16 protein-coding genes and 1 pseudogene are annotated in these 13,936 nt (G+C 71.3%); 8 read left to right on the top strand and 9 right to left on the bottom strand.

Annotated elements, in window-relative coordinates:
* Positions 1-24: 24 nt before the first annotated feature.
* The 3 genes and pseudogenes from AC3AP7_RS20740 to AC3AP7_RS20730 form a co-directional block, all read left to right on the top strand.
* Positions 25-168 (top strand): annotated as a pseudogene (locus AC3AP7_RS20740) (AMP-binding enzyme); the annotation flags it as partial.
* Positions 165-1,061 carry an alpha/beta fold hydrolase gene (locus AC3AP7_RS20735; RefSeq protein ID WP_487364437.1) on the top strand — a complete coding sequence of 299 codons (897 nt, stop codon included), beginning with the start codon at positions 165-167 and terminating at the stop codon, positions 1,059-1,061. The pseudogene AC3AP7_RS20740 and the gene AC3AP7_RS20735, both read left to right, overlap by 4 nt.
* Entirely contained in the window at positions 1,058-1,624 is a 567-nt protein-coding gene (locus AC3AP7_RS20730; protein WP_487364436.1) for a hypothetical protein, read from the top strand. The genes AC3AP7_RS20735 and AC3AP7_RS20730 overlap by 4 nt, the downstream gene beginning before the upstream one ends.
* A gap of 16 nt (positions 1,625-1,640) precedes the next feature.
* Here the strand turns inward: AC3AP7_RS20730 and AC3AP7_RS20725 are convergent, their stop codons facing one another.
* Positions 1,641-2,597 carry a helix-turn-helix domain-containing protein gene (locus AC3AP7_RS20725; protein ID WP_487364435.1) on the bottom strand — a complete coding sequence of 319 codons (957 nt, stop codon included), beginning with the start codon at positions 2,595-2,597 and terminating at the stop codon, positions 1,641-1,643.
* A gap of 121 nt (positions 2,598-2,718) precedes the next feature.
* Between AC3AP7_RS20725 and AC3AP7_RS20720 the strand changes: the two genes are divergently transcribed.
* A complete protein-coding gene (locus AC3AP7_RS20720) occupies positions 2,719-3,237 on the top strand; it encodes an isochorismatase family protein (RefSeq protein ID WP_487364434.1) in 519 nt (172 codons plus the stop codon).
* Between the two features lie 667 nt (positions 3,238-3,904).
* Here the strand turns inward: AC3AP7_RS20720 and AC3AP7_RS20715 are convergent.
* The gene (locus tag AC3AP7_RS20715) at positions 3,905-4,228 is read right to left on the bottom strand and encodes a DUF1488 family protein (protein WP_487364956.1); all 324 of its coding nucleotides are present in this window, start codon (positions 4,226-4,228) and stop codon (positions 3,905-3,907) included.
* 236 nt (positions 4,229-4,464) lie between these two features.
* Here AC3AP7_RS20715 and AC3AP7_RS20710 point away from each other — a divergent pair, with 236 nt between their 5' ends.
* From AC3AP7_RS20710 to AC3AP7_RS20700, 3 genes are all read left to right on the top strand, one after another.
* Positions 4,465-4,905 (top strand): hypothetical protein, encoded by a 441-nt coding sequence (locus AC3AP7_RS20710; protein ID WP_487364433.1) that lies wholly within the window; start codon positions 4,465-4,467, stop codon positions 4,903-4,905.
* A gap of 221 nt (positions 4,906-5,126) precedes the next feature.
* A complete protein-coding gene (locus AC3AP7_RS20705) occupies positions 5,127-5,489 on the top strand; it encodes a hypothetical protein (protein ID WP_487364432.1) in 363 nt (120 codons plus the stop codon).
* A gap of 157 nt (positions 5,490-5,646) precedes the next feature.
* A complete protein-coding gene (locus AC3AP7_RS20700) occupies positions 5,647-6,156 on the top strand; it encodes a universal stress protein (RefSeq protein ID WP_487364431.1) in 510 nt (169 codons plus the stop codon).
* 216 nt (positions 6,157-6,372) lie between these two features.
* Here AC3AP7_RS20700 and AC3AP7_RS20695 read toward each other — a convergent pair whose 3' ends face one another.
* From AC3AP7_RS20695 to AC3AP7_RS20680, 4 genes are all read right to left on the bottom strand, one after another.
* The gene (locus AC3AP7_RS20695; protein WP_487364430.1) at positions 6,373-6,744 is read right to left on the bottom strand and encodes a DUF3564 family protein; all 372 of its coding nucleotides are present in this window, start codon (positions 6,742-6,744) and stop codon (positions 6,373-6,375) included.
* Between the two features lie 19 nt (positions 6,745-6,763).
* Complete coding sequence (locus AC3AP7_RS20690; RefSeq protein ID WP_487364429.1) at positions 6,764-7,369, bottom strand: flavodoxin family protein; 606 nt, start codon at positions 7,367-7,369, stop codon at positions 6,764-6,766.
* Positions 7,370-7,504: 135 nt separating this feature from the next.
* Positions 7,505-8,215, bottom strand: a complete 711-nt coding sequence (locus AC3AP7_RS20685) for a phosphoribosyltransferase (protein WP_487364428.1) — start codon at positions 8,213-8,215, stop codon at positions 7,505-7,507.
* Positions 8,216-8,277: 62 nt separating this feature from the next.
* Positions 8,278-9,276: an acetyltransferase gene (locus tag AC3AP7_RS20680; protein ID WP_487364427.1), complete on the bottom strand. Its 999-nt coding sequence runs from the start codon at positions 9,274-9,276 to the stop codon at positions 8,278-8,280.
* Positions 9,277-9,646: 370 nt separating this feature from the next.
* On the opposite strand from AC3AP7_RS20680, the gene AC3AP7_RS20675 reads away from it, so the two are divergent.
* Complete coding sequence (locus AC3AP7_RS20675; RefSeq protein WP_487364426.1) at positions 9,647-10,387, top strand: polysaccharide deacetylase family protein; 741 nt, start codon at positions 9,647-9,649, stop codon at positions 10,385-10,387.
* A gap of 200 nt (positions 10,388-10,587) precedes the next feature.
* Here AC3AP7_RS20675 and AC3AP7_RS20670 read toward each other — a convergent pair whose 3' ends face one another.
* From AC3AP7_RS20670 to AC3AP7_RS20660, 3 genes are read right to left on the bottom strand one after another with little or no spacing between them, the layout of a single operon-like run.
* Positions 10,588-11,484 carry a F0F1 ATP synthase subunit gamma gene (locus AC3AP7_RS20670; RefSeq protein WP_487364425.1) on the bottom strand — a complete coding sequence of 299 codons (897 nt, stop codon included), beginning with the start codon at positions 11,482-11,484 and terminating at the stop codon, positions 10,588-10,590.
* A complete protein-coding gene (locus AC3AP7_RS20665; protein ID WP_487364424.1) occupies positions 11,481-13,190 on the bottom strand; it encodes a F0F1 ATP synthase subunit alpha in 1,710 nt (569 codons plus the stop codon). The genes AC3AP7_RS20670 and AC3AP7_RS20665 overlap by 4 nt, the downstream gene beginning before the upstream one ends.
* Positions 13,174-13,932: a F0F1 ATP synthase subunit B gene (locus tag AC3AP7_RS20660; RefSeq protein WP_487364423.1), complete on the bottom strand. Its 759-nt coding sequence runs from the start codon at positions 13,930-13,932 to the stop codon at positions 13,174-13,176. Before AC3AP7_RS20660 ends, AC3AP7_RS20665 begins: the two co-directional genes overlap by 17 nt.
* Positions 13,933-13,936 lie beyond the last annotated feature (4 nt).

Here is a 13,936-nt window from a genome sequence, read left to right as displayed (position 1 = left end):
ATGTTCGCTTGCTCCCCGCACCGCGACGACGCGGAGGCGTTCGTGAAGGCCCGCCTCGCACCGCACAAGTATCCGCGCGAGATCCACTTCGTCGACGACCTGCCGAAAACCGCGACCGGCAAGATCCAGCGGTTCCGGCTGCGCGAACAGGCCCGCTCCCCCGCATGAACACGCCCGCCACGCCGTCCGCGCCCGCGGCACCCGCCGCGTCCGAGGCCCCGGGCAGCTGCTTCGTCGAGATTGCGCCCGGCGCCGGCGCGCCGCTGCGCATCGAATACCGCTGGATCGATCCCGGCCGACGCGAGGCCCCGCTTGCGGTATTCCTGCACGAAGGGCTCGGCTCGGTGGCGATGTGGAAAGACTGGCCGCGGACACTCTGCGCGCGGCTCGGCCTGCGCGGGCTCGTCTATTCGCGCGCCGGTTACGGCCGCTCGACGCCGCGCCCGCACGCGCTCAGATGGCCGGCCGACTTCATGACGCGCGAAGCATGCGACGTGCTGCCCGCGCTGCTCGACGCGCTGCGGATCGACGCGGCCGCGCGGGCGCGCATGTGGCTCGTCGGCCACAGCGACGGCGGCTCGATCGCGCTGCTCTACGCCAGCGCGTTTCCCGACGCGTTGCAGGGGGCGATCGCGATCGCGCCGCACGTGTTCGTCGAAGCGCTCTCCGTCGCGAGCATCGCCGAAGCGAAAAACGCCTACGAATCGCAGGGTCTGCGCGCACGCCTCGCCCGCTATCACGACGACGTCGATTCGGCGTTTTACGGCTGGAACGACATCTGGCTCGCCCCGGCGTTTCGCGACTGGACGATCACCCAGGCCCTCGCGCGCATCCGGTGCCGCCTGCTCGCGATCCAGGCCGAAGACGACCACTACGGCACGATGGCGCAGATCGACGCGATCGCACAGGCCGTCCCGCATGCGCTCACCCTGCGTCTTGCGCACGGCGGACATTCGCCGCACCGCGATAATCCCGCGGCGCTCGACGATGCGATCGAGGCCTTCGTGACAGGCCCACACGCGCGCACGCGCGACGATGCGCCGCGGCCCGGGCTTCGTTGACCCAGGTCAACGCCGACGGCGTTCGCGCGTGCATGCTTGCGCGGGAGCGTCGCGCTCTGTGGATGCGGGCGACCCCGGTTGCAGCAGGCCAGGAAGGCGTGGCCAGGGACAGCGCCGGCAGGCAGACGATCGCGCGGCTGCGGCGCAACGCGCAGGTTGCGCGCGCAACCATGTGGCACGCCGGCTTGCCGGGCCGCCCGACGACGCGCACACGGGGATGCGCGCAGCCGGGGACGGGACGCCGGCTGCCCGGTCCCGGAACGCGACGCTCCCCCCGCTTGCCCGCGCGATCTTCGATCCGGCGCGACGATGAACCGCTCACGAGGGACATGCTCATGCCACGCTGCGAAGCCTGCCAACACCTGATCGGCCAGCCGGCCGCCGTACCGCCGCACGGCGACCTGCAGGAAGCGGGCGCCGGCGTGGCCGGCACGGCCCTGCATCCGGTGCGGCGCTATGAGCGGTATCGCTGCACGGTCTGCGGTTGCCGCTTGCACCGCAATACCGCGCAGGGCGATCCCGCCGGCATCTGGTCGTGCGAAGACGCGGCGTCCGGCGCCTGACGGCACGCGCGCCGCGTCATGACGCGGTACCCCTGAACGATCGGCGCCACGCGCCCGGCGACACGCCAAACGCGCGGCGAAAATGCAGCCGCAACGATTCGGGCGAGCCGAAGCCGGCCAGCGCCGCCACGGTATCGATCGCGTGCTCGCTGCTTTCGAGCAACCGCTGCGCGCGTGCAAGACGCGCGTTCAGCAGCCACGCGCCGGGAGTCATGCCGGTCAGTTGCCGGAACTGCCGCGTGAAGGTCCGCCGGCTCATCAGCGCCTCGGCCGCGAGGCTGTCGAGCGTATGCGCCTCGTCGAGGCGGCCGGGCAGCGTCCCGATCAGCCCGGATAGCCGCGACTCGCTCGCGGTGCCCGGCACCGGGTGCTCGATGTATTGCGTCTGGCCGCCGTGCCGGTGCGGCGGCACGACGAGACGCCGCGCGATGCGATTGGCGGACTCGGCCCCATGGCGCTGCCGGATCATGTGCAGGCAGCAGTCGATGCCCGCCGCCGTTCCCGCCGAGGTCAGCACGTTGCCGTCTTCGATGTAGAGCGCGTCGGCATCCACGCCGACCAGCGGATAGCGGGCTGCGAAGTCTTGCGCATACGCCCAGTGCGTGGTCGCGCGACGGCCGTCGAGCAGTCCCGCCTCGGCAAGCACATACGCGCCGAGACACAGCCCGACGATGCGCGCGCCGCGCCGCTGCGCCGCCGCCAGCGCGTTGAGCAGCGCCGCCGGGGGACGTTCGTGCGGATCGCGCCACGTGGGCACGATGATGGTGTCCGCCGTCCTGAGCGCGGACAGCCCGTGAGCGACTTCAAGCGAAAAGCCGGCGGTGGTCCTGAGCGGCCCCTTTTCGCCCGCGCACACCTTGAACGTGAAGCGCGGCACCCCGGGATGCGGGTTGCCGAACACCACGCACGGCACGGACAGGTGAAACGGGCTGATGCGATCGAACGCCACAACGGCGATAACGGGTCGGGACATGGCGCAGACGGGTGCAAACCGAAGATGACCCGATCTTACCGGACATTGTCGCCACGGCCACTTTTCGCCCGTGCGGCACGCGCGAACAATGACGCTTTCCTCATCGCATCCGGAGCGCGCCATGCCGAACCAGGCCCTGATCGTCATCGATCTGCAGAATGATTATTTTCCCGGCGGCCAATTTCCGCTGTGGCACACCGAGGCGACGCTCGCGAACGTCGAAGCGGCCATCCTGAAGGCCCGCGCGAAGCAGGTCCCCGTGGTGCACGTGCAGCACGTCGCCGACGCGTCGAAGGGCATCGCGCCGTTTTTCAACGCGGGCACGCCGGGTGTCATGATCCATCCGCGCATCGTTGCCGCCGCGCCCGATGCGCCGGTCGTCACCAAGGCGTTTGCCGACAGCTTTCATCAGACCTTGCTGGAACCGACGCTCGCGCCGTGGGGCATTGAAGAACTGCTGCTATGCGGGATGATGACGCAGAACTGCGTCACGCACACGGCGCTCTCGAAGCACGCTGAACGTTACTCGGTCAAGGTGCTCGGCGATTGTTGCACCACGGTCGACGAGATGATCCACCGGATCGCGCTCAACGCGCTGGCCCCGCGTGTGCCCATCGTCGAAGCGAACGCCGTGCTGTGATGCCGTGGCGGGGGCGCGGGGCAAGCGCGCGGAAACGGTGAAAGTGGACGGCGCATTGTCGAGCAATGACGGCGGCACGGTGCTGCAGTGGGCGCTCGACGGGCGCGGCATCGTCATGCGTTCGCAGTGGGAGATCGGCAAGCCCTGTCGAACGCGGCAAGCTCGTGCCGCTGCTCGCCGAATGGGCGCTGCCGAACGCCGATATTCACGCGATCTGTCCGGAGCGCAACAGGCTATCCGCGATAGCTGCGCACGTTCGTCGACTTTCCCGGCGACTACCTGCGCACGACGGTCGATCGCCACCGGCGCAGCCCCGCGAGAGCAGCCGGCAACACACCGGCCGCGCGTCACGGCGGCCCCGCGTGACGCGCAACGTGCGCACGCTGCGCATCGGCTGGGCCGGCCAGTCGGGTCGATTCAGCGAGGGGGCATCGCGTTCGCTCATCGTGCATTGGCCGTTCGCCGCACCGGACGCAGCGAAAAAAAATGGAGCGCCTCTGCGCTCCGCATGCCGTGTGATGGCCGCTTCGCTCATGAGGAACGCTCCGTCAAGCGGTCCGGCACCGGGTCGCGCGATCCCTGCGGCGCGATGGCGCCGCGGCAGTCCGCCCGTCCTGCTGCAAGGCAATGCCCCCATGCGTTGCCCCGCCCCCGGTTCGCCTCGCCGTCAGCCCCCCGGCTGACCGTCATCCGCCCGCCGGGCGGAGTGCACATCGTTGCCCATGAACCGGAACACGCCGCTGTGCAGCACGATCGGATGCCCGTCGACCTGTGCGAGCATTTCGCGCGCGGCACGCTCGATTGCGCCGCGGTGCGCGCCGAATGCACGCAGCAGGTCTTCCGCGCGCGACGACGCCGCGCCGAAGTGATCCTCCAGCGCCTCGGCCGTGATCGCGCATTGCACCGGCGCGCCATTGACCCGCGCGGTAAACGACAACGCGAGATCGCGGCCGCAGTAACGCGGCTCATCAGACGAAAACATGATCTGCATGACGACACCTGCATGCGGCCTAACCGCCGGTTCGTCACACAGTAGACGCCCCCGCCGTTGCGCCCGTTGACGCAGGTCAAGCGGCGCGCACGCGCGCGGCCGCGCGTACCGCCGCCCGTCCCGCGCACGGCGGGCAGCGCGGGCGCGCTTGACCTCGATCAACGCCCGTCGCGCCGGTTCCCGAACAATCACCGCATTGCGCCATTTCCTTGATCGCGCAACCGCCGGAGAACGATATGCCGTTGACAGCGAACCTCGAACCGGTGAGCGAAACCTACCGGCTCTGTTATGTGCGGGCACCGTGGGCATGGTTCACGTGTCTGCCGCTCTCGCATCAGTGGGGCGACGGCTGGGAACGCGCGCCGTACCAGCGCGAAGCCGGACCGCCCTATGACGACGCACCCGGCACGCTCGTGCGGCTTGCGTTCGACGGCCCGTTCGTCGCGCCCCAGGACGATCCGCACGCGCCGCCGCTGAGCGTGAACGACATCAACCGCGGCAAGGCCCCGTGGCTGCGCTCCGAACAGTACGAGCACAGCGCGCCGCTCGCGATCATGGGGGGGACGACGCTGGAGCGTTTCGTCGAGATCGTCCAGTGCGGCGGCGGCGGCGTGTTCGCGCCGCTCGGCTGGCGGCTCCCGCAACCGGTCGACGCGCCCTCGTTCGATGCGCTGTGACGGCGCGCCGCGCCCCGTCACAGCGCCATTTGATCCTCGTCAACACAGTGCGCGACCGCGCCGCCATACTGGGCGCATCGCCACTTCCGGGGAATCGTCATGGGCCGCAGGACCGACACGGCACGCGCCCCCAGCCGGCGCGCACCGCGACGCGCGTAGCCGCGACAGCACCCGCGCACGCCTGCCGGACATCGGCTTCACGTGACATCCCGCCGCCGGCCATGGGTCCGTTTCGCGTTCGCGAGATCGAGTTCGCCCACATCGCGACGATGGTCGGGATGCTCGAAAAGATTTCGCCTGTCGAGGCTGCATCGAACGGCAACGTCGTCATGCATCCGCTGTACTGGCTCGAACGGCTCGACGCGCTGATCGCACTGGGGCCGCTGCCGCCCACCGAAGCCCAGCTCGCCCATGCGCTGCGCAAGCGGCTCGAACGCCTCGCGCAGCGCTGCGCCGCCGATCGCGCTGCCCCGCCGGCGTCCCCCCCGGCGCCCGCGCTGCCGGTGCCGGTGCCGGTGCCGCGCAGGCGACGCAGACGGGCGGACGCCAAGCCGCGCCGCGCGACGCCGGACGCCCTCGACTGACCCGACGCGTTCGCCGCCCGCGCATCACCGGCGCAGGCGCAAGCGGCGCCGCTTGATCTGGATCAGCGCGCGCAGGAAGGGGGCGGACGAAGATAGGATCATCGCGGACCATCGCGCCCGCGCGCCATCGCCCGTCATCACTCCCGGGGGACTCATCATGTTCGACCGCATCCTGGTCGCGCTCGACGGCAGCGACACGTCGTCGTATGCGCTCGATAGCGCGCTGCGGATGGCGCGCGAGACGCACGCCCTTCTCCAGCCCCTCTACGTGATCGACACGCCGTCGCTCGCATTCGACGCGCCCGGCTTCGACCCGTCGCTGCTGCGCGATGCCTACGTGACCGAAAGCGAGCAGGTGATCGCCGACGCGCTTGAACGGATGAAACGCGCGGGCGTGGCGGGCACCGCGCGCGTGATCGAAGCCACGCTCGACGGCGGCGTGGACGTCGCGCACTGCATCCGCCAGGCTGCGCTGGACTCCGGTGCCACACTGATCGTGATGGGCACGCACGGACGCCGCGGCGTGCGCCGGATGATGCTCGGCAGCGTCGCCGAGCAGACGTTGCGTTGCGCGCCGTGTCCGGTATTGCTCGTGCCGCTGCGCGCGACGCAGCGGACACCCGCTTCGACCGCCCCGGCCGGCGAGGTTCACGCCGCGTCGAACTAGACGGCGCCGCGGCGGCATGCCGCATGCGGCACGTGCCGTGCGCCGTATTGCCGTGCGCCGTATTGCCGCGCGCAAGCGCCAGGCGGATGCCACGAATGCCTCCGTCTCGCGGGCCCGTCGAAATCGACGACGCCCACCACGCCCGCTGCCGGCGTGGCCCGCCCGCGCCGGCTCGCAGCGAGCGACTCGCAACGGCTCACGCCGGCACACATCGCCTCACGCTGCCGGCGGCGTCGCGCACTCGCTCGCCGCCTGGGCATCGTCGAGTTCGGCGTGCTGGATATGCCAGTGACCGGTGCCCGGCGACAGTCCGCCGCTGCCGCACCATTGCGCAATCCCGGTGCGATGGTCCGGCGGCGGTGCGCTCCATGCGCGCGCCAGCGCTTCGAGTACGCAGTACGTGAGCGGTTCGCCGGCGCCGCACACGAGCACGTCGTCACCCTCGCACTGCAGCGTGCCGCATTCCGGCAGATCGAGCCCGACGTACCCTTCGCGCTGCCAGGTGAGCGTGCCCGGATCGAGCCAGAGGACCGCATAGGGACACGGAATCGTGCGGTTGAACGTGTCCAGATGAAGCGTGATTCTCACGGACGTCTCCTCGATGACCTCAATCCGCGCGCGCCGCGCGTGCATCGGGCAATGCGCTGTCGCGCACCGTCGCGCCCGCCGGCGTGGCGAGCACCCCGCCGATCCGCTTCGCGAACAGGCCGAGCAGTTCGCGGTGCGCGTCGTGCCGGATCGCGCGCGCGGACACCGCGCACGTGACGAGCGGCGCCTTGCCGCTCGCCGCCTGCATCGTCGCGAACGCGGATTCGCTGCCGCGTCCGCCCATGCTGCAAAAGAACGCGACCGGCGGCAGCTGTCCGGCGTGGAGGCGAAGCCAGCTCCCCACCGGCGCCGCCGCGCGGCCCGCCCAGACCGGCGTGCCGATCGCCACCAGATCGTAGGCAAGAAGATCGTGACCGTCCGGCAGGATGCGCACGGAACGGTTCAGCAGTGCGTCGGCCAGCGAGCGCAGATAGCCCCACAGCCCGCGCCGCATCGCGACGCCGCCGCGCTCGGCGATCGGCTCGCAACGCGCGTGCAGCGCCGCGGCAAGCGTCCGGGCCATCCGTTCGGTATGGCCCGTGCGGGAGTAATAGACGACGAGAATCTTCGGGCCCGATGTCACGGCGACCTCGACGACAAGAATGTGTTCGATACCCGACAGCATAGGACGTGCCGCGCCGCCTGCGATGACGCAAATCAAGCGGCGCACGACCGCGCTACACGTGCAGCAATCCGCGTGCCGCGCGGGCGAGGCGCACGCGCCGCACGCCTCACGCCTCACGCCTCACGCCTCACGCCGTTACGCGGACGGGTCGCCGTCATCCGGCGCCGCAGCGGCAGCGGCAGCGGATGCCCCGCGTGCGCATTCGTCGCGGCGCGCATCGAGACAGGCCCGCACCGTGTCGTCGCTCGTCTGGGTGAAGTCGGCGTAGAACTGGCCGATTCCCATGAATCCGCGCGGCTCGATCACGCTGACGAGCGCGTCGGCCTCGCGCGCGAATCCGGCGCGCGCGTCGTGCGCGCAGACCGGCGCCGCGACGATCACCCGTGCCGGCCCGTGCGCGCGCAACGCCGCAAGCGCCGCGTGCATCGACGCGCCGGTGGCGATGCCGTCGTCGACGACGATCACGCTCCGGCCTTCCACCGGCAACGGCGCACGCGCGCCGCGATACGCCGCCTCGCGCCGCGCGAGTTCCGCGCGTTCGCGCGCGATGGTCGCGGCGAGCGCCGCCTCGCTCACCGCCAGCGCGCGGACGATGTCGTCGTCCACATGAAGCACACCGCCGCTCGCGACGGCGCCCATGGCAAATTCCGGTTCGTGCGGCGCACCGAGCTTGCGCACCACCAGCACGTCGAGCGGCGCATGCAGCGCCTTCGCCACCTCATAGGCAACCGGCACGCCGCCGCGCGGCAGCGCGAGCACGAGCAGATCCGGCTCGCGCGCATACGCATGCAGCGCGGCGCCCAGCTGGCGGCCGGCATCGGCGCGATCGCGAAACAGCGTGTCCATCGGTTGTCCTCCTCCTGCACGCGCGGCGCGCGTCATCACGCGTCATCACGCGTCATCACGCGTCACGGCGCGGCGAACGCGCGCGCGAGCGCCGCGATAAACGCGTCGGTCTGCGCGGCCGGCAACGCGTCGATGCCGGCCGCGCCGGCCCGGCCGTTGCCGCCAAAACCGCGGCACAGCGCATCCGCGCCGCGCGGCGCGGCGAGCGGCGCACGCACGCTTGCGACATAGCAGCCCCCGCCGCACGGCGTCAGCACCGCATGCGTGCGCTGCGGGTGCGACTCGGCCAGCGCGTTGCCGAACACCCCGCGCACGCGGCGCGACCACGCGGCATCGGGCAGCAGGTACACGCTGCCGCCCGCCCATTCATACCAGGGACGCTGCTGCATCGCCCGCGCGAGATCGTCGTTGCGCGCCGCGTCGAGTTCGCACAGCCACGGCGTCGCCGCGATGAATTCGAACGGATCCGCGTATGGGCGCAACGCCGCCACCATCGCTTCGGGCGCCACAATCAGGTCCGCTACCGAATCGCCGTACGCGTTGTAATTGACCGCCTCGCCCAGCGCGCGCAGTTGCCGCTGCGCATCGTCGCCGAGCGCGGCTTCGCGCGCGAGCTCGCCTGCGCGGCGGCCGAGGCCGTCGCCGAACGCCGCGGCGATCGCCCAGCGCCGGTACGCACCGCCGAGATGGCGGTCGACCAGCAGGCTCGTGCAGACGTCCGGCGCCGCATCGAGATGCGCGGCAAGCCACGGGCTCGTCGGCACGCGGCCCGCGAAATGGTGATCGAAATAGTCGACGAACACGCCGCGCGATAAAAGCCGATCCAGCGCATCGCGATTCGAATCGAGCGAGATGTCGAGCACCGTGACGCGATCGTTCGCCTGCGCGGGGACCCGCGCGAGCAGCGCAATGTCGCGCTTGGTGCCGGTGACGAGCGTGCCGTCGAGTGGCATCGCGAGGCGCAGTTGATGCAGCGCGAAAATGCCGTCCGCGTCGCCGTTGAACACGTCGAACTGCCGGGGGTGCGTGGGACTGGCGCGATATTCGTAGGCTTCGTTCATGCTGGAGGGTCTCGCATTCCGGCCGCACGATGGCTGCGCACCGGGCAGGACCGAAACGACAAAAATGACGCGTCGAAATCAGGCGTGCGCGCATCCTCGCCGCACGTGAACCTGCATATTAGCAATAGCGGACGCGAGCCTGAACCCGTGACGGCGCGGCAAACCGGCACGCCGCCGCACATCCGCGCCCCCGTTGATCGAAATCAACCGTCTGCACGCGCCGCGCGCGTCGAATAGCAGCAACGTCGCGATACGGCGAGCTTGTCCATCCTTCACCTCACGCCACACCATGACAACGAGAATTGCAGCCGCGCCCCGCGCCGCTGCCGCGCAAGCCGACCGCGCCGCAGAAGGCGCGCGGCCGCGCGGCATGCGGCACAAACGGACGCTCGCCTACAACGCGTCGATTTTCGTCTATCCGCGCTTCGGCACCGGTGACGACGAGCCGGACGCCGTGCGTGCCGCCACTTTCGTTGCGCACGTGCACGCGCTGCGCGCGCTCGGCTATGCGATCGTGCCGTTGCGCGAACTGGTCGATGCGCTGCGCGACCCGCTCACCGCGCTGCCGGCCCGCGCGATCGCATTGACCGTCGACGGCGGCAGCCGCAGCATCCTCGACCTGCTGGCGCCGATCGCCGCGCGCGAGCACACGCCGGTAACGCTGTTCGTGCATCCGCAGACGGTTGCGCACACACGCGATACGCTCGGCTGGGCGCACCTGCGGATGCTGCGCGCGAGCGGATGGTTCGACGTGCAGGCGCAAACGTACTGGCATCCCGACTGGATCGCCGCGCACCGCCACGCCTCGCCGAGCGCGTTTCACGCTTGCGCGCGCGCCCAGTTCGCGGATGCCCGCGTGCGCATCGAACAGGAAACCGGCGCGCCGGTCGACCTGATCGCGTGGCCGTTCGGATCCGGCGAACGCGTATTCGACGCAGCCGCCATCGATGCCGGCTACCGCGCCGGCCTTACCTACGAGCCGGGCAAACTCGAACGCGATGCGCAGTGCTTTGCGCTGCCGCGCTTCACGATCGTCGACGCGTGCACCCCGCGCGTGCTCGCGCGTCTGCTCGGCGAACACGCGCGTTCTGGCGCCCGACGGAACGGATAGCCACGACGGGGGCTGCGTGGGGTATGCAGCGTGCTGCTTGCTGCTTGCTGCTTGCCTCGTGCTGCATGCCGCGTGCTGCGTGCTACACACCGCGCGCACGCCACACACTTGCACACTTGCACGCGCAACGCGCGCCGCGGCGCGCGCCGAACGCGCTGCCGTGTGTGCCCGTCACGTCATCACGTCGTCCGCCTCACGCCTCACGCCGCGCCCCCGTCCGCATGCGCGCGGTTCTCCCGCTCGGCCGGCGGCGGCGCGGCGGCCAGCTCGACGATCTCCGCGGTGATCTCGTCCTGCCGCACCCGACGATAGTGCTGCACCAGTTCGGCGAGCTTGTCCTTCATGTGCTCGCCGGCCACCATCATCGCCTGCATGCGCGCCTCGTTTTCCGCCGCGAACGACAGCATCGCCGCCTCGCAAAGCTCGACCGACACATAGGTTTCCGCGAGCCCCGCAAGCAGCCGCGACGGCGCCAGCGTGACGAGCGGCGGCAACGCGCGCGGCGCGACGGCGAAACGCGCGAAATCGAACGGCACCAGCGTGCGCTCGACGATCTGCGTGTGCCCGTCCGGCGCCGCGCCTGCATGCACGAGCGTGACGCGCGTCACCGACGCGCGCTCGATCCGCTCGTAAAGCGCCTGCGTCACGTCGGCCGCGAGCGCGACGATGTGATCCGTATGCGATGCCATCGGCGCGCTCCAGACCGGTTGCAGCCCACGCTCCTGCGCGGCGCCGAGCGCCCGCGAGCCGATCACGATGTACTCGCGCGGCGCGGCATCGGCCGCGCGGCTCGCGTGATCGAGCAGACGCTCGTTGAACGCGCCGACGAAGCCCTGTTCGGAGCCGAACACGATCTTCAGATGCGCGCGATGCGCCGGCTGCGCGCGCGCCGGCGCATCGCGCGGCTGGGGCGGCGCGGCCGGCAGCACCGCGCCGATCGCGCGGCCCACCGTCGCCGCCGACGCGCGTATGCCCGCAAGCCGGCCACGCGCTTCGTGTGCGCGCGACGCTGCGATGCCGCGCATCGCGCCAATGACCGCGCCGAGCTGATGTGCGCTCGCGAGATGCGCCTCGATTTCGCCCAGCTTGCCGCTCATGCCGGATCTCCGCCGCACGCGTGCGAGCCGGCTGCGGATGCCTGCCGATGCGCAACGAACGCGCGCAATGCGGCGACGCGCCGCGCAAGATCATCTGCCTCGAACTCGCGGTCCGGGGGCTGCGCATCGTGCGCATCGTGCGCACCTTGCCCGGGTTGCGCACCTTGCCCGGGTTGCGCATCTTGCCCGGGTTGCGCATCTTGCCCACGTTGCGCACCTTGCCCACGTTGCGCACCTTGCCCGCGTTGCGCACCTTGCCCACGTTGCCCGCCGCCCCCGGCAGGCACGCCGCCGCGCGCCCGCGCCTGCTGTGCGACGTGCGCCTGCACCTGAGCGAGCAGCGCGGGCGGCAGCCCATCGAATACGCCTTCGCCCAGTGCACGGAGCAGCGCAATCTGGTCGGCCGTCGCGAGCGCACTGAAGCGCGGCTGCGCAAGCAGCGCGCGAATCCGCCGGCCGCGCTCGATCTGCGCGTTGACCCGCGCATCGGTCATGCCGCCGAAGCGCGTAAACACTTCCAGTTCGAGAAACTGCGCGTAGTCGAGCCGCATCCGGCCCGCGACCTCGCGCAGCGCCGCGCGCTGCGCCTTGCCGCCGACCCGGCTCACGCTCAGCCCCACGTTGACCGCCGGACGCTGGTTCGCCGCGAACAGTTGCGCATCGAGCACGAGCTGGCCGTCGGTGATCGAGATCAGGTTCGTCGGGATATAGGCAGACAGATTGCCCGCATCGGTTCCGGCGATCGGCAGCGCGGTCAGCGATCCGCCGCCGCGCGCCGCGCACAGTTTCGCCGCGCGTTCGAGCAGCCGCGCATGCACGTAGAAGATGTCGCCGGGGTACGCTTCGCGCCCCGGCGGCTCGCGCGTGAGCAAGGCAAGCTCGCGATGGGTCGCGGCATGCTGCGTCAGGTCGTCGATCACGATCAGCGCGTGCTGGCCGCGATCGCGGAAATACTCGGCAATCGAAAAGCCGGCGAACGGCGCGATCCATTGCAGCCCCGGCGCGGCCGCCGCGGTGGCCACCACGAATACGCAGCGCGCCGCCGCGCCGTGCTCGCGCACCGCATCGACGACGCGTTGCACCGCGGTCGCGCGCTGACCGATCGCGACGTACACGCACAGCACATCGCTGTCCTTCTGGTTGACGATGGCATCGACGGCAAGCGAGGTCTTGCCGGTCGCGCGATCGCCGATGATCAGCTCGCGCTGTCCGCGGCCGATCGCGAACAGCGCGTCGACGATCAGCATGCCGGTTTCGAGCGGCTCGCTGACCGGATCGCGCTCGACGATCTCCGGCGCGGGCCGCTCCACCGGCAGATAGCCGGCGGCCGCCACCGGTTCGTCGCGATCGAGCGGGCGCCCGAGCGGATCGACGATGCGGCCGAGCAGCCCGTCGCCCACCGGCACCTGCACGACCGCGCCGCTGCGCGCCACGCGCTCGCCGGCCTGCACGCGCGCGTCGTCGTCGAGCAACACGACGCTGGCGACATCCGCGTCGAGTGCATGGATGAAACCCGTCGCGCCGCTCGCGAAGTGCACGCGTTCGTCGAGCGCGACATCGGGCAGGCCGGAGACGAACGCGATGCCGTCGCCGACACGCTCGACGCGCCCGAGCGTCGCCGCGCGCGCGCCGAGCGCAAGCGCGCCCAGCACCTGCTCTTCGCGCGCGAACCAGGCGTGCGCGCCGGCGTCAGACGGCGTGCGCATGCGTGTCGGCCGCATCGGCCAGTGCGGCGGCGATCTCGTCGAGATCGCCGCGCAAATGATTGCGGACCACGCCCTGCGCGCTCGCCAGTTCGATGCCCGCGATCAGCGCCGGATCGACGGCGAACACGAACTGCGCGGGCCGCTGCAGCAGCGCATCGAGCGCGCGCTGGCAATGCGCGCGCTCGTCCGCGCTGGCCGCGCGCGGCGTGCTCACGCGCAGCGGATCGGCCGGCGTGCCGGCCTCGCTGCGCACGCGCTCCGGCAAGCCCGCGAACGCCGCGACCGCGTCGTCGATGAAACCGTCGACGCGCGCCTGCGGCGGCAGCCGCGCGAGCAGCCGTGCGGCGATCTCGACCGCGAGCCGCGCGGCCTGCGCCTCGGCCTCGTGCACGAGCGCCGCGCGCGCGGCATCGGCCTGCTCGACGGCCCGCGCGCGAAGCTGCCCGGCCTGCGCCTGCGCGGCGGCGATCAGTTCGGCGCGGTGCGCGTCGGCCTCGCGCTCGACCCGCTCGAACGCGGCGGCCCGCTCGCCGTCGAGCCGTGCGGTTTCGCGCTGCGCGGCGTCGCGCTCGGCCTCGGCGGCGCGCTTCGCCGCGCCCGCGTCGGCGAGCAGCGCCGCCGCCGCGCTCTGGCGCTGCGCGACGATCTGCGCCACCGGCCGGAACAGGAAGCGCGCGAGCAGCCAGAGCAGCACCCCTGCGTTGACGGTCTGCAGCAGCAGCGTCGACCAGTCGATGTGCATGGCG

It is taken from the genome of Paraburkholderia sp. PAMB 6770 (genome assembly GCF_057748135.1).
This window is presented reverse-complemented; position numbering and strand designations above follow the sequence as displayed.

What these genes read in the sequence shown, in the direction of transcription:
- AC3AP7_RS20710 (WP_487364433.1), top strand. Translation starts at nt 4,465, where the DNA reads ATGCCGTTGACAGCGAACCTCGAACCGGTGAGCGAAACCTACCGGCTC.
- AC3AP7_RS20705 (WP_487364432.1), top strand. Translation starts at nt 5,127, where the DNA reads ATGGGTCCGTTTCGCGTTCGCGAGATCGAGTTCGCCCACATCGCGACG.
- AC3AP7_RS20675 (WP_487364426.1), top strand. Translation starts at nt 9,647, where the DNA reads ATGCGGCACAAACGGACGCTCGCCTACAACGCGTCGATTTTCGTCTAT.
- AC3AP7_RS20725 (WP_487364435.1), bottom strand. Translation starts at nt 2,597, where the DNA reads ATGTCCCGACCCGTTATCGCCGTTGTGGCGTTCGATCGCATCAGCCCG.
- AC3AP7_RS20690 (WP_487364429.1), bottom strand. Translation starts at nt 7,369, where the DNA reads ATGCTGTCGGGTATCGAACACATTCTTGTCGTCGAGGTCGCCGTGACA.
- AC3AP7_RS20660 (WP_487364423.1), bottom strand. Translation starts at nt 13,932, where the DNA reads ATGCACATCGACTGGTCGACGCTGCTGCTGCAGACCGTCAACGCAGGG.
- AC3AP7_RS20665 (WP_487364424.1), bottom strand. Translation starts at nt 13,190, where the DNA reads ATGCGCACGCCGTCTGACGCCGGCGCGCACGCCTGGTTCGCGCGCGAA.
- AC3AP7_RS20680 (WP_487364427.1), bottom strand. Translation starts at nt 9,276, where the DNA reads ATGAACGAAGCCTACGAATATCGCGCCAGTCCCACGCACCCCCGGCAG.
- AC3AP7_RS20670 (WP_487364425.1), bottom strand. Translation starts at nt 11,484, where the DNA reads ATGAGCGGCAAGCTGGGCGAAATCGAGGCGCATCTCGCGAGCGCACAT.
- AC3AP7_RS20700 (WP_487364431.1), top strand. Translation starts at nt 5,647, where the DNA reads ATGTTCGACCGCATCCTGGTCGCGCTCGACGGCAGCGACACGTCGTCG.
- AC3AP7_RS20715 (WP_487364956.1), bottom strand. Translation starts at nt 4,228, where the DNA reads ATGCAGATCATGTTTTCGTCTGATGAGCCGCGTTACTGCGGCCGCGAT.
- AC3AP7_RS20735 (WP_487364437.1), top strand. Translation starts at nt 165, where the DNA reads ATGAACACGCCCGCCACGCCGTCCGCGCCCGCGGCACCCGCCGCGTCC.
- AC3AP7_RS20720 (WP_487364434.1), top strand. Translation starts at nt 2,719, where the DNA reads ATGCCGAACCAGGCCCTGATCGTCATCGATCTGCAGAATGATTATTTT.
- AC3AP7_RS20685 (WP_487364428.1), bottom strand. Translation starts at nt 8,215, where the DNA reads ATGGACACGCTGTTTCGCGATCGCGCCGATGCCGGCCGCCAGCTGGGC.